A 19,520-nucleotide genomic window follows, 5' to 3' on the forward strand; every position below is an offset into this window, starting at 1 on the left:
ATAAATGGATAATGTAAAATGAATAATGGATAACTGGTGACTCCAATTATCTATTGTCCATTAGTTTAAAACCTGATATGAAAAATAAACTAATAGCCACTGTCTATTTGCTGACGCTAAGCGCCTTTGCAAGTTTTAGCTCAACCAATGGACAGACCATTTCACCGCAATTGGCCAACGATCGAATTCGTTTGGTCTGGGCGAAAACGGCCCGTGGCTTTGAAGGAAAGCAGATTCAAGTGAAGAAAGGCGACCGCTGGCTAACCGTTGGGACACCATCCGGCGAAAACACCTTGCTCTATACGGCCGAGAAACCGTCCGATAAGCCGGATACAACATTTAAAGACCTTACTGGTGCTGTTTTCCCAAGCGAAAAATACCATTATCAGCAAGTGCAATGGGCGGAAAGCACCAATCCGGTTTCACTGAACAAAGCCGGTCAGGCCATTCACTTTTTCCCGCAAAAAGCAGAACAGACAAGTAAAAACAACCTGGTCTTTCGGCAGGAAACCGACGTTGCTACGATTGTTACGGAATGGACGTTAGACCCGAAGTTCGCGTCAGATATTATTGTCAAACAGACGATTACACCCAAGAAAGCGGGTTATTTTTCCCTCGCCACTCCAACACTCGCTACAGTTACTGAACAGAATCTGGCCTGGGCAACGGTACCGGGCTATTTTCAGGGGAACAAGCTTCAGCCAAATTTTGCACTGGCGTATGCCTACGGACACGGCATTCCAACCCTGCCCGTTATCTATCGCGAACGGTGCGCCAGTACACTTAGCCCGATGATTACCACCAAAAATGGGGTTACGCTCGCCGTTATTCCCGAACCGGGTCTGGCACGCGATCCCTGGGCAAACGACAAAATCACGCAAATAGACTGGAACATTGGGCTGTCGCACATGAACCGCAAAGCCCAACTGTCTCCAACGCTATATTATCCCGTTTTGGGCGAGCCAAAATCGGCGTTAAAATCGGGCGAGTCGATTAGTTATACCTTCCGATACAGCCTCACCGATGGTGACTGGTTCAAGGCACTGAATCATGCAGTCTACGACATTTATCAGTTCAAACAATCATTGGCACTGCGGCAAAGCAAACAATCGTTGATCGATCGCATCGAAAAAATGCACCATTACCTGACCGACCCGAAAACATCGTTATGGAACATTGAGGAATTTGAGGGCAAGAAAATCGGGGCGCAATCGTATCTGGGTGGCGTAGTTGGTTCTAACAAAGACGCCATGAAAAACTCCGATTATGGTGCGATGTGGATGCTGGCCAATGCAACGAAAGATCCGCTGCTCACCCAAAACGTGTTGCCCTACGCCGAGAATTTCAAACTCGCCCAGCAGGAAACGGGGAATAGCTTTTTCAAGGGCGCACCCGAGGGCCAGTATTATCTGGCAAAATCCAAAAAGTTTGTGGAGGAGTGGGGCGAGGTTGTCGAGCCTATTGGCCTCACCTATTACACCATGCTCGACATTGGCAATATGCTGTTGTTCGAGACTGCCAATACCGAACTGAAAGAACGACTGCGCTTCGGTGCCGACCGGCTGTTAACCTGGCAAAAACCGGATGGTAGTTGGGCAGTGGCCTATGACCGTCATACGGAAAAGGAAATTTTCAAAGACATTCTGGATGTCAGACCCACATTCTACGGATTAATTGTGGCCTACCGCATCCTGCAAGAGCCTAAGTATCTCGCAGCAGCCCGAAAAGGGGCCGACTGGTTTCTCAAAAACGCCATTGCAACGGGAAGCTACCTCGGTGTATGTGGCGATGCACGCTACGCACCCGATTTCGCGACGGGCCAGTCGGCACAGGCGCTCTTGGATCTGTATGATTTAACCAAGGACGCCCGCTACAAAGCGGCTGCTATTATCGCTGCTAAGGTGTATACCACGTCGATTTACACCCACCCAATTGCCAGCCATAAAGCAAAAACCGTAAACGGAACCCCGCGCGAAGACTGGGAGATTAGCCAATCGGGGTTGAGCTTTGAACATGGTGGCATTTTCGGTTCAGCGACCCGGAACGGGCCTATTCAACTCTGCAGTCATGCGGGCCTGTTCATTCGGATGTATGGCTTAACCAAGGAGCCCATTTTTGCCGATATGGCCCGTGCAGGTGCCATCGGACGGGATGCGTTTGTCGATCCCAAAACCAGCGTTGCGTCCTATTATTGGCAAACCATGAACCGAGGTGCCGGTCCTTACCCGCACCATGCCTGGTGGCAAATTGGCTGGCTAACCGATTACCTGATGGCCGAAGCCGAATTGCGGTCAGCCGGTAAAGTGACCTTTCCGCGCGGGTTTGTAACGCCAAAAGTTGGTCCGCATCAGACCTACGGTTTCAAAGCCGGTACGATTTACGGCCAACCGGCCACACTCTTGATTCAGGAAGGATTAGTACAACCCGACAGCCCCGTTATCGACTACATGCTGGCCCAATCTGCCGATCAGAAAAAGCTATACGTCGTTTTGCAGAACAATCGGGCACAACCAACGAAATCTAAATTAGTCCTCAATCCGACAGTATTAAAAAAGAGCATTGCAGGTGCCAAGTGGCTTCCCACGAATCAGACGGTTTCTGCCGATGCCCTCTCGATTGAGTTGCCGGGCTTTGGGCAGAGTGTACTAGAAATTGATTTACAGTAAGGTTGGAGTTAAACGTAGTTCTCGTTGGGCGTAGTCTCTGACTGCGCTCAACATAAAAACGTAGCCATAAGATGAATACAACCATGGATACAGCAGTCATTGTCATTTCCCTGGCTTTTTTACTGAGAATCGGGTTGTTGTTTGCCCGAACGGGGGATTATTACTTTTTTTTAAGTTGCTCAGGAAGCCCCGCACGTTCAAGAACCTTGTTTGCCCTCTCCAATTTTTCGGCGAAGGGTTCCCGTCCGTCTTTTCCTTTCAACACTTTCGTCGGAACAATGACAGACGCAGTTAAGTGGGCATCTTTAGGAGATTTCATGTTGCTGCTTGTTTCTATGAATGTAGAATTTATTTCTTTTCAATCAAATACAACTCGTATTGCTGGCTTATATCGAATGATTCCCAAGCATCGTTTCGAAAGCCAAACAACGAATAGAGGGGAGCAAGTTCAGAAAGGCCCCGGTTAATTGCCATACGATAAAGACGGTTACGAGCGGGTGTATTTCCGCTAAAAATAATAAGTCGATCTGGATACTTGGTTAGAAATTCGTTGATGACCCAAAAGGTAGTGGCCATGATTTTACCTGTGTCGCCATTATCGCTAACAACAGAATCGTCAAGCTCTCCAGATAGTTGGTTATAGTCGCCCAGGGCCAGGTTGTATACGCTGGAATTGATAGTTGGAGCCAGAATGATCGCTTTTAAAATCAATCCGTTACGGCCAATACTTTCAAAGAAAAACTGTGTAGCGTCGGCATTTGATTGGTAGGAATAACTAGGATGTTGCACAAATCACGGATTAATTTTCGTCAAAACTAAACAATCTTGAATACAACCATAGATACTGCCGTCATCGTCATTTTCTCAGCCTTTGTGCTGGGTATAGGCATGCTTTTTGCCCGAACGGGCCGGAATTTAAAGTCCTTCTTTGCGGGTGGCGAGGCCGTACCCTGGTTCATTGGCGGCTTGTCGCTGTTCATGAGCTTCTTCTCGGCGGGTACGTTCGTGGCATGGGGTTCTATTGCGTACAAACACGGCTGGGTGGCCATCACCATTCAGTGGACCATGTGCATTGGGGCACTGGTAACGGGAATTTACCTGGCACCCCGCTGGAAACAGACCGGAGCACTGACGGCCGCCGAGTTCATCCGTGCTCGCCTGGGAACGAATGTTCAAAAAGTCTACATCTTCATTTTTACGCTGGTTTCGCTGTTCATCAAAGGCTCGGTTCTCTATCCGGTGGCCAAGTTGGTTAGCTCATCACTGAATTTACCACTCGTTCCCTGCACCATTGGCCTAGGCTTTTTTATGATTGCCTACACGGCGGTTGGCGGATTATGGGCCGTAATGGTTACCGATATTTTGCAGTTCGTGGTACTATCGGCAGCGGTGTTTATCCTGCTGCCTTTGTCCCTCGACCGAGTTGGCGGATTGGATGGATTCGTGAAAGCAGTGCCCGACGATTTCTTCAACCTTATCAATGGCGAGTACACCATCGGATTTATAGCTGCCTTCGTGATTTATCACATCTGTTACATCGGCGGAAACTGGACGTTTGTGCAACGCTACACCAGCGTCGACAGTCCGAAGTCGGCGCGCAAAGTGGCGTTTCTATTTGCGGGATTGTATCTCATCAGCCCGGTCATCTGGATGATGCCGCCCATGATCTACAAGGCGATCAATCCATCGCTAACGGGTTTGGACACCGAAAATGCGTATCTCATGATCTGCAAACTCGTGTTACCACCGGGCCTGCTGGGGCTTATGCTAACAGGTATGTACTTCTCGACATCGGCGAGTGCAAACACCGCGCTGAACGTAGTATCGGCTGTTTTTACCAATGACATTTACAAAGGTTTGATCAATCCGAAAGCGTCTGACAAAAAGCTGATTCGGGTAGCCCGAGGCTCTTCCTGGGTGTTTGGCTTAGGGATGATTGGCATTGCCTTGATGGTGCCCGCAGCGGGTGGCATTGTTGAAGTGGTGCTGAGCATTTCGTCCATTTCGGGCGGGCCACTGCTTGCTCCTCCCCTTTGGGCAATGTTCTCTAAACGCCTGACCAGCCGGGCAACGCTTTGGGTAACGGGTATCGGGCTAACCGTCAATCTGTTCTTCAAAATACTGGCTCCTCTACTGTTAGACTTTAAGCTTACCCGAGGGGCCGAAACCATTATTGGGGTAGGGCTTCCCCTATTGCTTTTACTTGGCTATGAGCTATGGGCACGCTCGAAAGACGTGACAGCCAATGAATACTATCAATACCTGATTGCCCGCCAGCAAAAGCGGGATGATGCCCAGGCCGAATCACCCGAAGAAGCCCTGGCGATACGGAAACAGAATCGGTTTGGGTTACAGGTAATTGCTGGCTCCTTAGTATTCACTGCGCTCATGCTGGGTGGTTTAAGCACATTTGCCGAAGTGGGCGGGGGTATTACGGCCTGTCTTGGTGGCGTCATTCTGCTGGCAGCATTGATTCCCTATCGTGCTTCCCAGCGGGTTCAGTTGGGGTCAGAACCGCAGCAAATCGAGAAACTCATCAATACGGATAACTGATAAGCGGGGAAATTCGATGTCACGAAGAATAGAAAAATGTCGGTCCTCGGAGACTAAATGGTCAGCGTTTGCCACTAAAGCGCAGTCCACATATTTGTTGTCGTCAGGATCATTATGCATTAAGCCCCATTCAAAATATATGGGCTGTAATGAGCAGTTTTCTAACGAAAGCAAAAGTTTAATGACGTTATCGGCAATTGCTGGGGAGGTTTTCTCCGCTAGTTTTTCGTGGTATTCCAGCAAAATATCTGTGCTCAGAACCAAGTCAAACTTACCAGCTTTTAAGGCGTCAAAAATTAGTCGGTATGGCGACGCCACGGGAAGGGAAATCAATAACACATTAATATCCAGTACAATTCTCATTAAGCAGTACGGCTACGCATGTGCTCATTTTTCCAGCCCTCAATGGTTTGCTCATTCCAGCCTTTTTCCTGCCATAACTGGTTCATCTCACTATCAATTTTTTTGGCAAAGTAATCAGCCAGCAAAAGCCGAATCTCCGTCAATTCTGTGTCGGAAACGGCATATGGATACAACTTCAGCAGTTCCATCTGAAGGTTGCTCAGTTTCGAGGGTATTGGTTGCGAAGTTGCCATACTGTACTTCTTTTTCACAAATATAAAATAAAGCTTAGCGAATTTATGAGCGAGCCATTCTTAACCACATGACATATACAAGAAACAGTTTACTAGTTCTTTTGATTTTGGGACTACTCACAACGAGTTTCGCCCAATACACTATTCGCGACCCCAAAGCCATCCCGCTTCATGGTCAATGGTCATTTGCGATGGACCCACAGGAAGTTGGCGAAAAGGCTAGCTGGTATCGGGAAGGAGCGCCATTGGGCCGCTGGGATAACGTAACGGTTCCACACTGTTTTTCGGTCGATCCCCGGTATCAGTTTTATACCGGAACGGTCTGGTATCGCCGGACTTTCCCCTGGCAACCAAGCGCTGGGAAACGTGTACTACTTCATCTCGACGCTTCGTATTACAAGACAACAGTCTGGATCAATAACCAGAAAGTGGGTACACACGAAGGCGGTTATACCCCCTTTCAATTCGATATAACCAGCTATTTAAAGACGAAACAGGCCGACGGTTCCGATAATACAATCGCCATTTCGGTCAATAATAATACCTGGGGAGTGGGCACGGTTCCGGGCGGAAAAGATAACAACGAGCCCAATGATCCGTTTCCGGGCTGGCTAAATTATGGTGGTCTTATCCGCCCCATCTACCTGACTGTTGAACCAGATGTCTTTGTCGAAAATGTAAAAACCGAAGCGATGCCAGATTTGGTAAAAGGCACAGCAACCCTAAAAATTAAAACCCGGATTCGGAATGCGAGCGGGCAGGCCGTTACGCCAAAACTGGCGTTTCGGGTGGAGCAAAATGGCAAACCCATTACGCTAATCTGGAAACAGCAACCGGGTAATATAGGCACGAACCAAACCGCCGTACTCGAAGCGGAGAGCGTTTTAAAAACGACCGACGTAAAACTGTGGAGCATCGACCAACCGACCTTGTACGACTTACAGGTAGTAGTCGCCACAGATACAGTCCGAACCCATTTCGGGATTCGTAAAGTGGAGGTTCGCGACACACAGATACTGCTAAATGGGCAACCCATTAAAGTAGCGGGTGGCAATCGCGTGGTCGATCATCCCGGCTTGGGATCACTGGAGCCCGATTGGCTGGTGGAGAAAGATATGCGGCTAATGAAAGAAGCCGGTATGGAGCTTCACCGATTAACGCACTATACGCCGTCTGAAGCCATTTACGATTGGGCCGACCGCAACGGCATGCTGATTATCAGCGAAGCCGGCAACTGGCAACTGACACCAAGACAAATGGACAACGATACCATCCGCACAAAATTCCGTCATCAGTTTCGGGAGATGGCCGAGCGTGACTGGAATCACCCCTGCGTGATTGCGTACAGCGTGGGCAATGAATACCTCTCCGAACAACCAGCCGGGCAACGCTGGACCAAAGACATGATTGCCTACGCCCGCGAACTCGACCCAACACGTCTGTACACCTTTGCGTCGATGCGGCTCAATTCATTACCGAAAAAGCCTGAAGATGAGGCCAGTCAATACTGCGATTTCATTTCGACCAATACGTACGGCAATCACCTCAATATCCTGAAACATATCCATTCACTTTACCCCGACAAGCCTATTTTCATCAGCGAATATGGCACACGTGCCGATGGTAAAGATGGCGAAGCGGGTCAGGTTACACACCTTGAGAAGTTCCTCTCCGATATTCGGCAACTGCCTTATGTGGTTGGGGCCTCGTGGTGGTCGTTTAACGATTATTTGAGTCGGCATAATGGTACGAATGCCGATGGCACTCGCCCGTGGGGGCTGGTCCGGTGGGATCGGTCGAAGCGGCCACTCTACCAAACGCATCAGGCCGGCATGGCCCCCGTTACGGTTGAGAAAATCAGTTGGGAAACGGGTAGCGAGGGTGTGCATGCCTTAAAGCTGCGCGTCACAGCCCGCAAGGATTTTCCGGCGTATGCCCTCAAAAACTACTCCTTAAAAACAAATACCAGAACTATTCCTATTCCTGACCTTCAACCTGGCCAACAGGCCGATTTAAGCATTCCCGTGCGTGGTTTCGACAAAACACTATCTGTGGAAGTCATGAAGCCAACCGGATTTTCTATTCTCATCCAAACGATTGATTTAACGAATGATACGCGAACAAGCAGCCGATAAACGAACGCTGAAAACCATTCGCCATGATGCCGACCTGATTGTTGTTGGCGGAGGCCTGTCGGGCGTTTGCTGCGCCATTACGGCTGCCCGGGCGGGTATCCGGGTAGTGCTGGTACAGGACCGACCCGTACTGGGCGGCAACTCATCATCCGAAGTTCGACTATGGGTATTGGGGGCCACTTCTCACATGGGGAATAACAACCGCTGGGCACGCGAAGGCGGGGTCATTGACGAATTATTGCTCGAAAACCTGTACCGCAACCCGGAAGGTAACCCACTGATTTTCGACACCATATTGCTGGAGAAAGTAGTACTGGAACCCAACATCACGCTGCTGTTGAATACCGTAGTGTATGAAGTGGAGAAATCGAACGCCGAGACGATTAGCGGCCTCAGAGCCTTCTGTAGTCAGAACAGTACGGCCTACGATCTGGTAGCGCCACTTTTCTGCGATGCCTCGGGCGATGGCATCGTTGGGTTTCAGGCGGGTGCTGCCTTCCGAATGGGGGCCGAACGGCATGAGGAGTTCGGAGAAAAGTTTGCCCCGACGGAAGAATATGGCGAATTACTCGGGCACTCTCTTTACTTCTACACCAAAGATACCGGTCGACCGGTTCGTTTTGTTCCACCCGCCTATGCGCTGGATGATATCACCAAAATACCGCGTTATAAACGCTTCAACGCGCAGGAGTACGGTTGTCAACTCTGGTGGATTGAGTATGGTGGTCGACTAGACACGGTTCACGATACCGAAACCATTAAGTGGGAGCTTTGGAAAGTCGTGTACGGTGTCTGGAATTACATCAAGAATTCGGGGCAATTTCCCGAAGCCGAAACCATGACACTCGAATGGATTGGGCAGATTCCCGGCAAGCGCGAGAGTCGCCGGTTCGAAGGTGATTACATGCTAACCCAACAGGACGTCGTTGAGCAACGAACGCATCCCGATGCCGTAGCCTTCGGTGGCTGGTCGATTGATTTACACCCCGCCGATGGTATTTTCTCGGAGAAACCGGGTTGTAATCAGTGGCACAGCAAGGGTATTTACCAGATTCCTTTCCGCTCGCTGTACAGCCATAACATAACCAATCTTTTCCTGGCCGGACGCATTATCAGTGCTTCACACGTAGCGTTTGGGTCGTCCCGAGTAATGGCTACGGGTGCTCACGTTGCACAGGCTGTAGGTATGGCGGCTGCGGTTGCCACGCGCAATCACCTATTACCCCGCGACCTGACGGAGCCTACGCACATCCGTGTGTTACAGCAGGAGTTACTGAAAGCGGGTCAGCATATTCCAGGTATTGAACTTAAGGATGATGAGGATCTCGTTCAGCAGGCAAAATTATCGGCTTCCAGCGAATTTGTCCTGAGTGATCTACCGCCCGATGGCCCTCTACTCCCACTGACCTCTTCAGCGGCTCAGATGTTGCCGCTGCCGATTGGTCCTGTTCCGCAAATGACCGCTTTCGTGACCGCCGATCAGGATACAACGCTAACGGTTGAGCTACGACGAAGCAGCAAGCCGTTTAACCATACGCCCGATGTAACGCTGGAAACGTTGAGCATCCCGGTACGCAAGGGCAAGCAGGAACTGAACCTGCCGTTTACAAGCCAGCTTTCGGAGTCGCAATATGGGTTTGTCATGTTCATGAAAAACGAACACATTCACCTGCAATACAGCCAATTGCGTGTTACGGGCGTGTTATCAGTCTTCAACAAGATCAACCCGGCGGTTTCGAACTATGGCAAACAGGAGCCAACCGAGGATATTGGTGTGGATACGTTTGAGTTCTGGTGTCCTGAACGTCGGCCTGCCGGTCATAATATTGCCCTTCGGATTCAACCAGGCATTCGGTTGTTTAGTCCAGCAAACGTTCGAAATGGGATTCAGCGGCCTACGAATCAGCCCAATGCCTGGGTAGCTGACGTTCGCGACGCGAATCCCACGCTAACGCTGAACTGGCCTACCCGACAAAAAATCAGCCGTGTGGAACTCCGCTTCGACACCGACTTCGACCACCCACTGGAAACGGTCATCATGATTCACCCTGAAACCATCGGCCCTTTCTGCGTGCAGGAATATGTTGTGTGTAATGATCAGCAGGAGCGTATTTTCCATCAGGCACATAATCATCAGACCAACAACACCATCCGGTTCGAGCAGCCGATTGAAACAAGTAGCTTGACGATTCATTTAAAGAAAAAGGATGGGTTAGCTCCGGCTTCGCTGATGGAAATTCGGTGCTATGCGGAGTAGTTGATTATTCAGCTCCGCAGGAGCGACCTGTTAATAGCAAAAACGACTTCCTCTGCTCTTAAAGCGCCGTAGGTGCGACCTCATAACAACATATGGGTCGCACCTACGGCGCTTTTTATAAGAATAAAACCAACCTACTATTAACAGGTCACCTCTACGAGGCTTTTATACCATCCAATCAATGTTTCAAATCCCCCCGTTTCAACGCCTTTACCGCGTAGTCTGCCGCTCGGGCCGATAAGGCCATGTAAGTTAATGACGGATTCTGGCAGGGCGATGACGTCATAGCCGCTCCGTCGGTGCAGAACACATTTTTAACTATATGGTGCTGGTTAAATTTATTGAAGACCGAATTCTTCGGGCTGGTTCCCATACGGGCTGTACCCATTTCGTGGATACTTAGGCCCGGATGCGCCTGTGCATCAAACCCTTTTATATTCGAAAATCCCGACTTCTCCAGCATTTGCACAGCCTGATCGTGGGCATCTTTCCGCATAAGGGTTTCGTTTTCCCGGTAGTGAACGTCCATTTTCAGGACGGGCTGTCCCCATTTGTCCTTGATTTCATCGGTCAAATAAACCCGGTTGTCTTCGTAGGGCATGCACTCGCCAAAAGCATCGAGGGTAATTTTCCAGGTACCAAACTGTGTGGCTTTCTCCTTGAAGTCGGCGCCGAAGCCTTCTTCATGGTAGGCATGATCCCAGTTTTCGCGGTTGGTGTACACCTCAAAGCCGTAGCCCCGCCTGAAAGCCTGTTTCTCCTGATTCGGTAGGTTTCGGAAGCGTGGGATGTATAATCCTGCCGGATGTCGTCCGTAGTAGTATTTATCTAAATCGTGATCATAATCAGCGGTGGCACCTACATGGAAATGGTGATCCATCAAATTGCGGCCCAACTGGCCACTATCGTCCATGCCGTTCGGAAACCGCTTCGATTTGGAATTCATCAGAATGTACGTCGAGCCCAACGCCGACGCATTCAGGAAAATGATGCTGGCCTGAAACTCATGCCATTGGTGCGTTTGCTCGTCAATCACCCGAACACCCGTTGCCCGGCCTGTCTTTTCATCATAAATAATAGAATTGACGATAGAATGCGGACGAACCGTAAGCCGTTTAGTCCGGCGGGCAGCGGGTAAAGTGGCGGACTGTGTGCTGAAATAAGCGCCATACGGACAGCCACGCATACAGAGGTTCCGATACTGACACTTCGCCCGGCCCAGGTTCATTTGCTCCTGCGTCGGTGCTGTTAAATGAGCGGCCCGTGCTGAAATAACTTTCCGATCGGGGAAACCTTTATTCACCGTCTGGCGAAAATGCGCTTCTACGCAGTTGTCAGGCATGGCAGGTTGAAACTGACCATCAGGCAGATGCGGCAACCCGTCGCGGGTTCCAGCAATTCCAGCAAATTTCTCCACATAATCGTACCAGGGCGCAATGTCTTTATACCGAATGGGCCAGTCGGTGGCGATACCCTCTTTGTCATTCGCTTCAAAATCAAGATCCGAAAAGCGAAACGAATAGCGCCCCCACATCAATGACTTCCCGCCTACCTGATAGCCCCGAATCCAGTCGAACGGTTTTTCTTCGACGTACGGATTTTCCAGGTCGTTCACGAAATATTGGTGAGTCGCTTCGGTGATGGAGAACCCCGTCCGATTCTGCACTGGATACTGTTTCAGCAACACCAAGGGCATAGCCTGATTATGGTGCGGGAAATCCCACGGATTCATGGTGGCCGTGTGGTAATCAGTTATGTGCTCAACCATTCGCCCTCGTTCAAGAAGCAGAACGTTGAGTCCTTTTTCGCAAAGCTCTTTTGCCGACCAGCCACCGCTAATACCAGAACCAACGACAATGGCATCAAATTTTTTGCCGGATGGAATGGGAGGTTGTGCGGAAGTTTTAGAATGGCTCATGCTATTTAAACGCAAAGGGCGCCAAGGTAAGCGCAAAGAACGCAGAGTTTTTTTACACTTACCGGTTAGCTCCCTGCAAAAAGGCGGCAATTTCCATGCCCCAGGCAATGCCGATGTGAATAAGCAATCCGCCCCAGATGCTTCGGGTGCTTAGTGCTAACACACCGAGTAAATAGCCGCCGAATATGGATGAGATGGCTTCTCCCAATGGCCGTCCAAAGTGAATGGAGCAATACCAGACAACCATTGGCAATACCGCTCCGTGTCCGAGCACGCGGCTCATGCCAATCACGAGAAAGCCCCGAAACAGTAGCTCCGTTGGCACAAAATCCCAGCCGTAACAGAGTTCATATACGAGCGCAGTTACCCACTCAGGCACGCCGAAAAACTCATTGGCGTTTGTATCGTGATAGGTTGGGTACGATTGCAGAAAATCTGGCTGAAACGATGCCAACGTGATAAGTGGAATCATCAGTGCCAGCATGATTGCATAAAGTACGAGACCCTTACGCTTTGGGGCCATGCCATAGAAACTACTTGGGTAGGGATCGGCAAATTTGTAGAACAGATATAATGGCAATACAATTGTGAGCACGGATTGCAGATTGTGCAGACAGTAATAGGCAAACACATAAATCTGCCCATCAAACAGCTGCCGACTCCACTCGCTGTGGCCGTAAAATCCAGCATAAATTGAATAGGAAATCAGCGCAACTCCACTCCGAAGCCAGAAATCCCGACTTCGCCAGACATCGGCCCGCTTATGGAAGTGCGTCCAGAGCCAGACACTGACGTAGTAGGCCGTTGCGTATAAACAGAAGTACAGAACCGGCCAGATTGGCTTCCCTTGAAACGAGTCGATATACGAATCTTCGAGATCAAGGTAAAAATTGACGGTGAGCAGCAACGCGGCCCAGGCAGCGGTTGCCAGATAAAGATCAAGCCGAAAATCAATGCGGAGATGATTGCGCAGGTCGTGCCAGAGAGCTTTCACGTAGACTTTATAGCGGTGGGGGATCGTTTTTTGTCATTCCGACGAAGGAGGAGTCTCAAGTTTCGCAATAGTCAAGCTTAAGATTCCTCCTTCGTCGGAATGACAAAACGCCATTTATAGGAAAGTTACACGGTCATCTCAATCTTATAACTCATCTAACAACTCTCTAGCCGATTTCAATTTAATTTTCCCCTGTTGGTGAAGCTCCACCTCCTCCAGAGACTCTTTTAAGTCATTAATCCATTCCTGTTGCTCAGGCGTGAATGATTTGGCTTTAGATTTTACACGTGGTTCAGCCTTAAACTTTAGGTTCTGCACTAACTCCATGAAGAATTCAACCTTGTTATCTGGCACTTTCACTAAAATGTCCATAGCATGTTCCGTTTGTCGTAACAAATAAACAGAAATCAGAATCCTTCTTTCTCCGCTTCCTTGTCTTTTTTCTTTTCGTCTTTCTTTTTCTCCTCTTTCACGACCTTCTGCCCCGGCTGGATCTTTGGTTTTGGAGCAGGTTTGGCTTTGGTTTTATATTGATCGAGGTAGCGATCTACGAAGAGCGTTTTTTCATCAACTGTAGCGGGTACCACTTCCAGTGTCGCTTTGGCGGAGTTTTTAGAACCGGCGATCAGCCGATCGTTGATATCCTGCTCCGAGGTAACAATGGCCAATTGGCCTAAAGCGGTTGGTGAGTTCCCTGGCTTATAGTCGTAAAATACCCACACATCGGGCGAGGCTTCGAGGTAAATACTGGCTTCATCCCCGTTACCAGTCTTTCTGATTTCGACAAAACCATCCATCTGGGCATTAATATCCGTTGCCATAATATTTGATACACCCAGCCGGCCAGTGCTGTAGAACGCATTGTACTTCGTAGACCAGCGTAGATTAGCATTCGCCAACACGAGCATCGCATTCAATTTAGGCGATGCCAGATTAAGCGCCACATGCTGGTTCTGCGCTTTCACCCGGTATGTCTCCACAGCTTGCAAGCCAATTAGAGGCAATAGCTTATCAGACAGACGATTCAGGTCATCGTCAGCCGCTTCGTCGTTCTTCTCTTCCTGATTTGCTTTAACGAGTTTATCTGAGATAAGACCGTTAATTGGATCAGGTACGGGAAAGGCGAAAGTCAACAACGTGTTGAATCGATATTGGCTACTGTCAATATTAATCCGCGCCGATCCAGCCGAAAGCAGGTACTCATGCGGGGCCGAATTCATCAGGTTCATCTTGCCTTTGAAGGTCATCACTCCGCGTGCGTCATTGAACGTGAATGCATTTTCTACTTCATCTTCTACGGCAGCAACTGCAGCTGTGCTATCAGGCTTAGCGCTGTCGGTTTTCGTGCTATCTGTTGTAGGAGCGGCAACATCCGGCTGGCTAGCCGATGGCTCACTTCCTTTTGACGCTATCCGATATACTTTATCTTTCTCATCGTAGCGCATAATTCCCGTTGCCGAAAAAAGATCATCGTCTTTCGAATCTTCTTTAGGCGACAGGAATGTTGGATACAGCCCTGCACCGCCCAACCGGAAATGAATCCCGGCAACTAGTGGTTGCGCTCCCTCGTTCTTTAGATTTTTATCTACCTTAATTTCAAGCCGCTCAGCAACTTTCTCTTTAAATGGAATCCAGCCCCCAACCAGATCCTGCCGTTTTTTCAAGGCCGGTTTAATAAAGCCGTCCATAGCCAGATCGCGGGAAGGCGCCTGCATGGCAATAGTCCCTTTAAACAGCATTTTTGGAGCCAGTTGCAGGTTATCATCTTCGTCAACCTCGGCTCGGGCAACGGTGAAATAGGTTGTTACGGGCTTAGCTGTATTATTCCTTTTGCTGCGTGCGGCAGCACGACCTGTTTTCTTAGCATCAGCGGTCAATGAAGGCGCTTCGGGCTTGGTAGAGGCAACAATGGGCGCTTCTTTCAACTCAAAACTACCCATTTTGATGCTGGCTGTATCGCCTTTGGCAGTGGCAAACTGATAAGTAGCATCGCCTGCAAAACGCGTTCGGGAAAGCACTTGAATATTCCCATTTTTGAGTCGGTGAAACAGGTTGATTGTGTCCAGTTCCAGTTTGGCATTTTTGAGTGGCATCATCTCGCCATTGCGTCGGATGGATACCAGACCTTTGTCGGGATAAATCCGGGCATCGGCCGACGTTATATAGGGTACGCCACTGATGCTCAGGGTTCGCTTTTCGGAGTCGTACAAAGCTGCCGAACCGTTGAACGTTAGCCCTTCCTGTTCCTCAGCGGTGGCCGTAAAGGTTGATGTTTTCACATCGCCCTTCATAGCAATGGTTTTAGCGTTCACATTCCACTGAGCCCGGTTAATACTTGTTTTATAGGCTGCAAATGGAAACTCTATGCTAGCCTGCATGGTATCGCCGATACTTTCTTTTTTGTTGATCGCTAAGCCGACAATGCCTTTTACCTGGTTAAAGTCTACATCGACATCATTACCCAGCAGAACTGGTTTGCCGGCTGGTGTTCCAGGAGTTTCTATAGCCGAAACAATCTTAAACTGAGCACTACTGGCAAGGAACCCCTCTTTATTGAATTTAATATTATTGGAGGCCGTTTCAGAATCTCTCCGGCGGAGGGTTCCATTCCCGAACAATCCAGACGAGCGGAGCACGATACTACCCTCGAGATTAGTTGTTGCGTTGTAGAAATTGAAGTTATTCTTCTGCGTCGTAATAACCATGCTATCCACCTTAGGCCACCATTTCAGACTGAAATTATTCACCTGCACCTGGGGGAAATAGCCTTTCCCAACAAGGCCTTCCTTGATCTCCCCTTTTTCGCCCGAAGCCAGCAGCGAATCGGTCATGAACAAAATACCCTTAGTATTCAGGCTGGCTGTCATATGGTTTAACACACCTTCGGCCCGAAGCCCACTCTTGTCCATGGTTAACTCACCCGTAAACTTCACTGTCGAAGGGGCTGTGCCTTTCTTACCCGCATAAACGGGGTAGCCGGTTATCGGCGCTTTATGCGTGAATCCTAACGTGTTGTCTGGCATCGTGACAAGCTGGGCTTTGAAGGGCGGAAAAATACCATCGGAGTAGAATGTACCTACGAAGGCAATGTCGCCCTTACCAAGGCTGTCGTTGTCAATAGCCGGAATTTTAAAATAGACCTTCTGATTATAAGTAATATCGCCCCGAACTGGCTGGTTAAAATACACCGTCATGCCTTCGGGCATCACTAAGCGCTGGGTGGTTTTCTTACCCGCTACCTGACCCGATTTGTTGTCGGAGCTGGCTAAATAAACCGTTCCTGGATTCTCGTATTTAATATCACCCCCAATTTCGCCCTCTTTACCCTGAGCCGCCAGTTTCTGCGACGAGAAGGTAATGGAATCAATCTTGTTAAGATTCATCGAGAACTTGTCGTAATTAAACTTCAAGTCGCGACCAGCGTAACGCAATGTGCCCGCTTTAAGCTGGCCATTGAGCGTAAAATCGCGTCCTTTGCCTACGCGGAGTATTTTGTCGGATGGATAGCCGAATACTTTGAGCGAGTCAGACAGAGTAAACCGGTTAACCCCCCGGATGGTCAGAATTTTGTCGTCGAGATTGATACTTGCATTCTTGATGCTATCATTGGAGGCAAAGACCGACTGCACCTGGAAGTTATCATAGTCACTTTTCTTTGCATAGGCCAGCACATACAAGAGCCCTTTCTGGCTTAACCGCATCTCTTGCGTTGTTGGATTGCGAGTGATATACCCTTCCAGCACCATCCGATTCAGCGAACCCCGAAGGGATACAGGATTGACATTTTTGGCAAACTGGGTTATATCGTCGTCGTAGAAGGTGCGTTGCTTTTTGGTTGATACGAAATTAGCCACGATTTGCAGGGGGTGAAATCCGTAATCAACTGTTAAGTCAGCGTACCGTTGGGGCTGAAAATAATCGAACGACTCGAAGCGCACGGGTACTTCCCGTTTGGCACCAACCTGATAGAAATCGACCTTTCGGCGGGGTAAATCCCAACGCACGATTTCGGGCAGAATGTAAAACTTGTGGTACGAATCAGCGTAGGGAACGCGCGCGTAATCGGTTCGTTGTTCGCGGTCGAGCCAGGCAATCCGCTGTTTTTTATCGTACCGAAATAGTACGGATGGGTGGGTGATGGAATCGGCATCGACATAGCCAATAAAGGAAGCTGAGGTCGCCGAAATTGTTGGACGTATGCCCTTCGCGGCCACAGTCGACTTTACAGGTTCGATTGTATTAAACCCCGACTGCGCTAAGCCTGCCTGCGTTGAGTCAGATACAACACCGTTTGCCGATGTTGTATCACTCATGTTGAAATCGAACCGGCGGCTAGTGGCTTTAAAGGCAGGTTTGCCGTTGTATTTAACGGTTAGTTGAGCGGGTTGCCCACTTGCCGATGCCCCAACTATTTGTGTTCCCGATAGTGCTAACCCACCCCGATAGTCAATATCTGGTCCAAGATCAGGCAGTTTAACGTCGTTTTGCCACGACATAAAGCGTGGATAGGTGGTCGGTCCTCCTTTTTTCTTGCTGACGTATTCAAATACTCCTTTAATGGGCTTGGCAGGTCCGTAGGTCAACGTAACGTCGTCGGCCTGTAGGCGAGGGTTCATTGTTGTGAGCGCATATTCGCTCAGAGTCACGAAAATATCAGGTCGCCCGGCGGTTGCCCAAGTGAACTTGCCGCCCTGGCCAACCAGGATGCCGTCTTTGAGCATCAAATCCCCACTGGTATTTGCTAAAACCGCCGAATCGCCATTCGCAACAATCGCCAGTGTTACGTCTTTTAGAGTAATAAGCGCTCCTGAAATCGTTGGAATGAATCGACGCTGCGGAATGTACTGAGGGCCTAACTGGCGCGGTTGTGTTGAGTCAGCAGAGGCTGGTGTATCCCAACCATCGAAGCGAGACCGATCGGCGGCCGCTTTAGCCGCTGCTATGGAGTCGGCAGGGGTTTGAACAGCGCCGGGCTCAACAGGTTTCAAGGGCTCAACGTAGCGTAGCTGAAACGTACCGCCAACTGCATGGAGTTTGTTGTAGTTACTAGCATAGAGTTCGTGCCGTTCCATAAATCGCCGAACCGTTTCTAGACTACGCGCAAACGCTTTCGGATCGTTCGCATCGAATAGTTTCTCGGCAATGGTGAGCAAGCCATCTACATTAGTAGCAGGCTGTTGCTGGGCTGTCAGGTAGAGCGATTCATAAAACGGCGTAAAGTGCGTAGCCGCTGGAAGCCGTTTTTGATTCATTTTCCGACTCAGTACCATTACCCGCTCCTGCTGTTGTGCTGACAGACGATTCTCGGACCAGAGTGCCTGTAGGTTCGTTCCGGCCCGAACGGCCACTGGCCCACCCGTTGCCATCAGTTTCTGCACATCGGCCATAAACTGCTCCGGCTTATCAGAAAGTCGAACCGCCTGACCGAACGAAACGGTCGTGGTTATCAGCGTTATTATCAGGCTATAATAAATACGATTCATATCCAGCAACTGACTTGAGGAAGACTGTTGGGCCTCAAATCAGGATTTATAAAATGACAAAGAAGTCCATTGATTCGTAGTTGCCCGCTTGAGTAAGTTCAATCCGGCTTCTACAGCTTTCTGTTCAATATCTGGCGCGTCGTTTTCGTAAAAACCACTTACAACAAGATACCCATTATTCGTCAATAAATTTGTGTAGGAGGGAATTTCAGCCAGCAATATATTCCGGTTGATGTTGGCGAGTACAATATCATATTGGGTCGTCGGGTCAACATCAGCAATCGTCCCCTGAAACACCGTAGTCTTCGGACAGTTGTTTAGCTCAGCGTTCTCGCGGGCATTTTCAACGGCCCACTCTTCAATATCGAAAGCCAGTACCGTTTGGGCTCCCATTTTCTCGGCCAGAATCGCCAGAATTCCGGTACCACTTCCTACGTCAAGCACTGTTTTCCCTACAAAATCAAGACCAAGCTGTTGTTCCAGCATCATGGCGGTGGTTTCATGGTGACCCGTACCGAACGACATTTTCGGATTGATGACAATGTCGTAACGAAACCGGGCATCCGACTCGTGGAAGGATGCCCGGACCCGGACTTGGTTCGCCACCTCTATCGGCTCATAATCACGTTCCCACTCGGCGTTCCAGTTTCGTTTCTCTAACGAACTAACTTCATAGGCTATTGCGGTCTGACCAGCGTATTTAGCAATCAATTCCTGTATAGCCTCTTCATTGAAGTTCGGTTCAGTTATATACGCATTCAGGCCTTCATCTGTTTCAACGAAGGACTCATAACCAAGTTCGGCCAGTTCGGCAGTCAGAATATCCGTATAATCGGGCGACAAGCGCAGTTGGAGTTCACTATAATTCATACCTCAAAGTAACGAAAAAGAGGTAAGTTGTTCGATGCGAACCCAATT

At 49.3% G+C, this 19,520-nt stretch carries 13 protein-coding genes; 4 read left to right on the forward strand and 9 right to left on the reverse strand.

All coding sequences use genetic code 11. The annotated features are described in order from the left end of the window. Positions 1 to 77: 77 nt before the first annotated feature. Positions 78 to 2,666: a glycerophosphoryl diester phosphodiesterase gene (locus tag EXU85_RS34110; RefSeq protein ID WP_246859364.1), complete on the forward strand. Its 2,589-nt coding sequence runs from the start codon at positions 78 to 80 to the stop codon at positions 2,664 to 2,666. A 160-nt stretch (positions 2,667 to 2,826) separates the two neighbouring features. On the opposite strand, the gene EXU85_RS35590 is transcribed toward EXU85_RS34110, so the two are convergent. Together EXU85_RS35590 and EXU85_RS34115 are read right to left on the reverse strand one after the other, a co-directional pair. Further along, positions 2,827 to 2,985 (reverse strand): hypothetical protein, encoded by a 159-nt coding sequence (locus EXU85_RS35590; protein ID WP_168207914.1) that lies wholly within the window; start codon positions 2,983 to 2,985, stop codon positions 2,827 to 2,829. A gap of 29 nt (positions 2,986 to 3,014) precedes the next feature. Further along, on the reverse strand, positions 3,015 to 3,455 hold the full coding sequence (locus EXU85_RS34115) for a hypothetical protein (protein ID WP_142776359.1): 441 nt from the start codon (positions 3,453 to 3,455) through the stop codon (positions 3,015 to 3,017). 36 nt (positions 3,456 to 3,491) lie between these two features. Between EXU85_RS34115 and EXU85_RS34120 the strand changes: the two genes are divergently transcribed. After that, entirely contained in the window at positions 3,492 to 5,219 is a 1,728-nt protein-coding gene (locus EXU85_RS34120; RefSeq protein WP_142776360.1) for a sodium:solute symporter family protein, read from the forward strand. On the opposite strand, the gene EXU85_RS34125 is transcribed toward EXU85_RS34120, so the two are convergent. Continuing rightward, the gene (locus EXU85_RS34125; RefSeq protein WP_142776361.1) at positions 5,175 to 5,582 is read right to left on the reverse strand and encodes a putative toxin-antitoxin system toxin component, PIN family; all 408 of its coding nucleotides are present in this window, start codon (positions 5,580 to 5,582) and stop codon (positions 5,175 to 5,177) included. The genes EXU85_RS34120 and EXU85_RS34125 overlap by 45 nt on opposite strands. Then, a complete protein-coding gene (locus tag EXU85_RS34130; protein ID WP_142776362.1) occupies positions 5,582 to 5,815 on the reverse strand; it encodes a hypothetical protein in 234 nt (77 codons plus the stop codon). The genes EXU85_RS34125 and EXU85_RS34130 overlap by 1 nt, the downstream gene beginning before the upstream one ends. Positions 5,816 to 5,883: 68 nt before the next feature. On the opposite strand from EXU85_RS34130, the gene EXU85_RS34135 reads away from it, so the two are divergent. Continuing rightward, positions 5,884 to 7,950, forward strand: a complete 2,067-nt coding sequence (locus tag EXU85_RS34135; RefSeq protein WP_142776363.1) for a glycoside hydrolase family 2 protein — start codon at positions 5,884 to 5,886, stop codon at positions 7,948 to 7,950. Continuing rightward, a complete protein-coding gene (locus EXU85_RS34140) occupies positions 7,925 to 10,207 on the forward strand; it encodes an FAD-dependent oxidoreductase (protein ID WP_142776364.1) in 2,283 nt (760 codons plus the stop codon). The genes EXU85_RS34135 and EXU85_RS34140 overlap by 26 nt, the downstream gene beginning before the upstream one ends. Positions 10,208 to 10,385: 178 nt before the next feature. Here the strand turns inward: EXU85_RS34140 and EXU85_RS34145 are convergent, their stop codons facing one another. The 5 genes from EXU85_RS34145 to prmA form a co-directional block, all read right to left on the reverse strand. After that, positions 10,386 to 12,125 carry a GMC oxidoreductase gene (locus tag EXU85_RS34145; protein ID WP_142776365.1) on the reverse strand — a complete coding sequence of 580 codons (1,740 nt, stop codon included), beginning with the start codon at positions 12,123 to 12,125 and terminating at the stop codon, positions 10,386 to 10,388. A 58-nt stretch (positions 12,126 to 12,183) separates the two neighbouring features. Continuing rightward, positions 12,184 to 13,119, reverse strand: coding sequence for a CPBP family intramembrane glutamic endopeptidase (locus EXU85_RS34150; RefSeq protein WP_142776366.1), 936 nt, complete (start codon positions 13,117 to 13,119; stop codon positions 12,184 to 12,186). A gap of 144 nt (positions 13,120 to 13,263) precedes the next feature. Beyond that, positions 13,264 to 13,491, reverse strand: coding sequence for a hypothetical protein (locus EXU85_RS34155; protein WP_142776367.1), 228 nt, complete (start codon positions 13,489 to 13,491; stop codon positions 13,264 to 13,266). 35 nt (positions 13,492 to 13,526) lie between these two features. Beyond that, complete coding sequence (locus tag EXU85_RS34160; protein ID WP_142776368.1) at positions 13,527 to 18,602, reverse strand: hypothetical protein; 5,076 nt, start codon at positions 18,600 to 18,602, stop codon at positions 13,527 to 13,529. A gap of 39 nt (positions 18,603 to 18,641) precedes the next feature. Continuing rightward, entirely contained in the window at positions 18,642 to 19,472 is an 831-nt protein-coding gene (gene prmA, locus EXU85_RS34165; protein WP_142776369.1) for a 50S ribosomal protein L11 methyltransferase, read from the reverse strand. Positions 19,473 to 19,520: the final 48 nt, after the last annotated feature.

This window comes from Spirosoma sp. KCTC 42546 (assembly GCF_006965485.1).
In the GTDB taxonomy this organism is placed as follows: Bacteria; Bacteroidota; Bacteroidia; order Cytophagales; family Spirosomataceae; genus Spirosoma.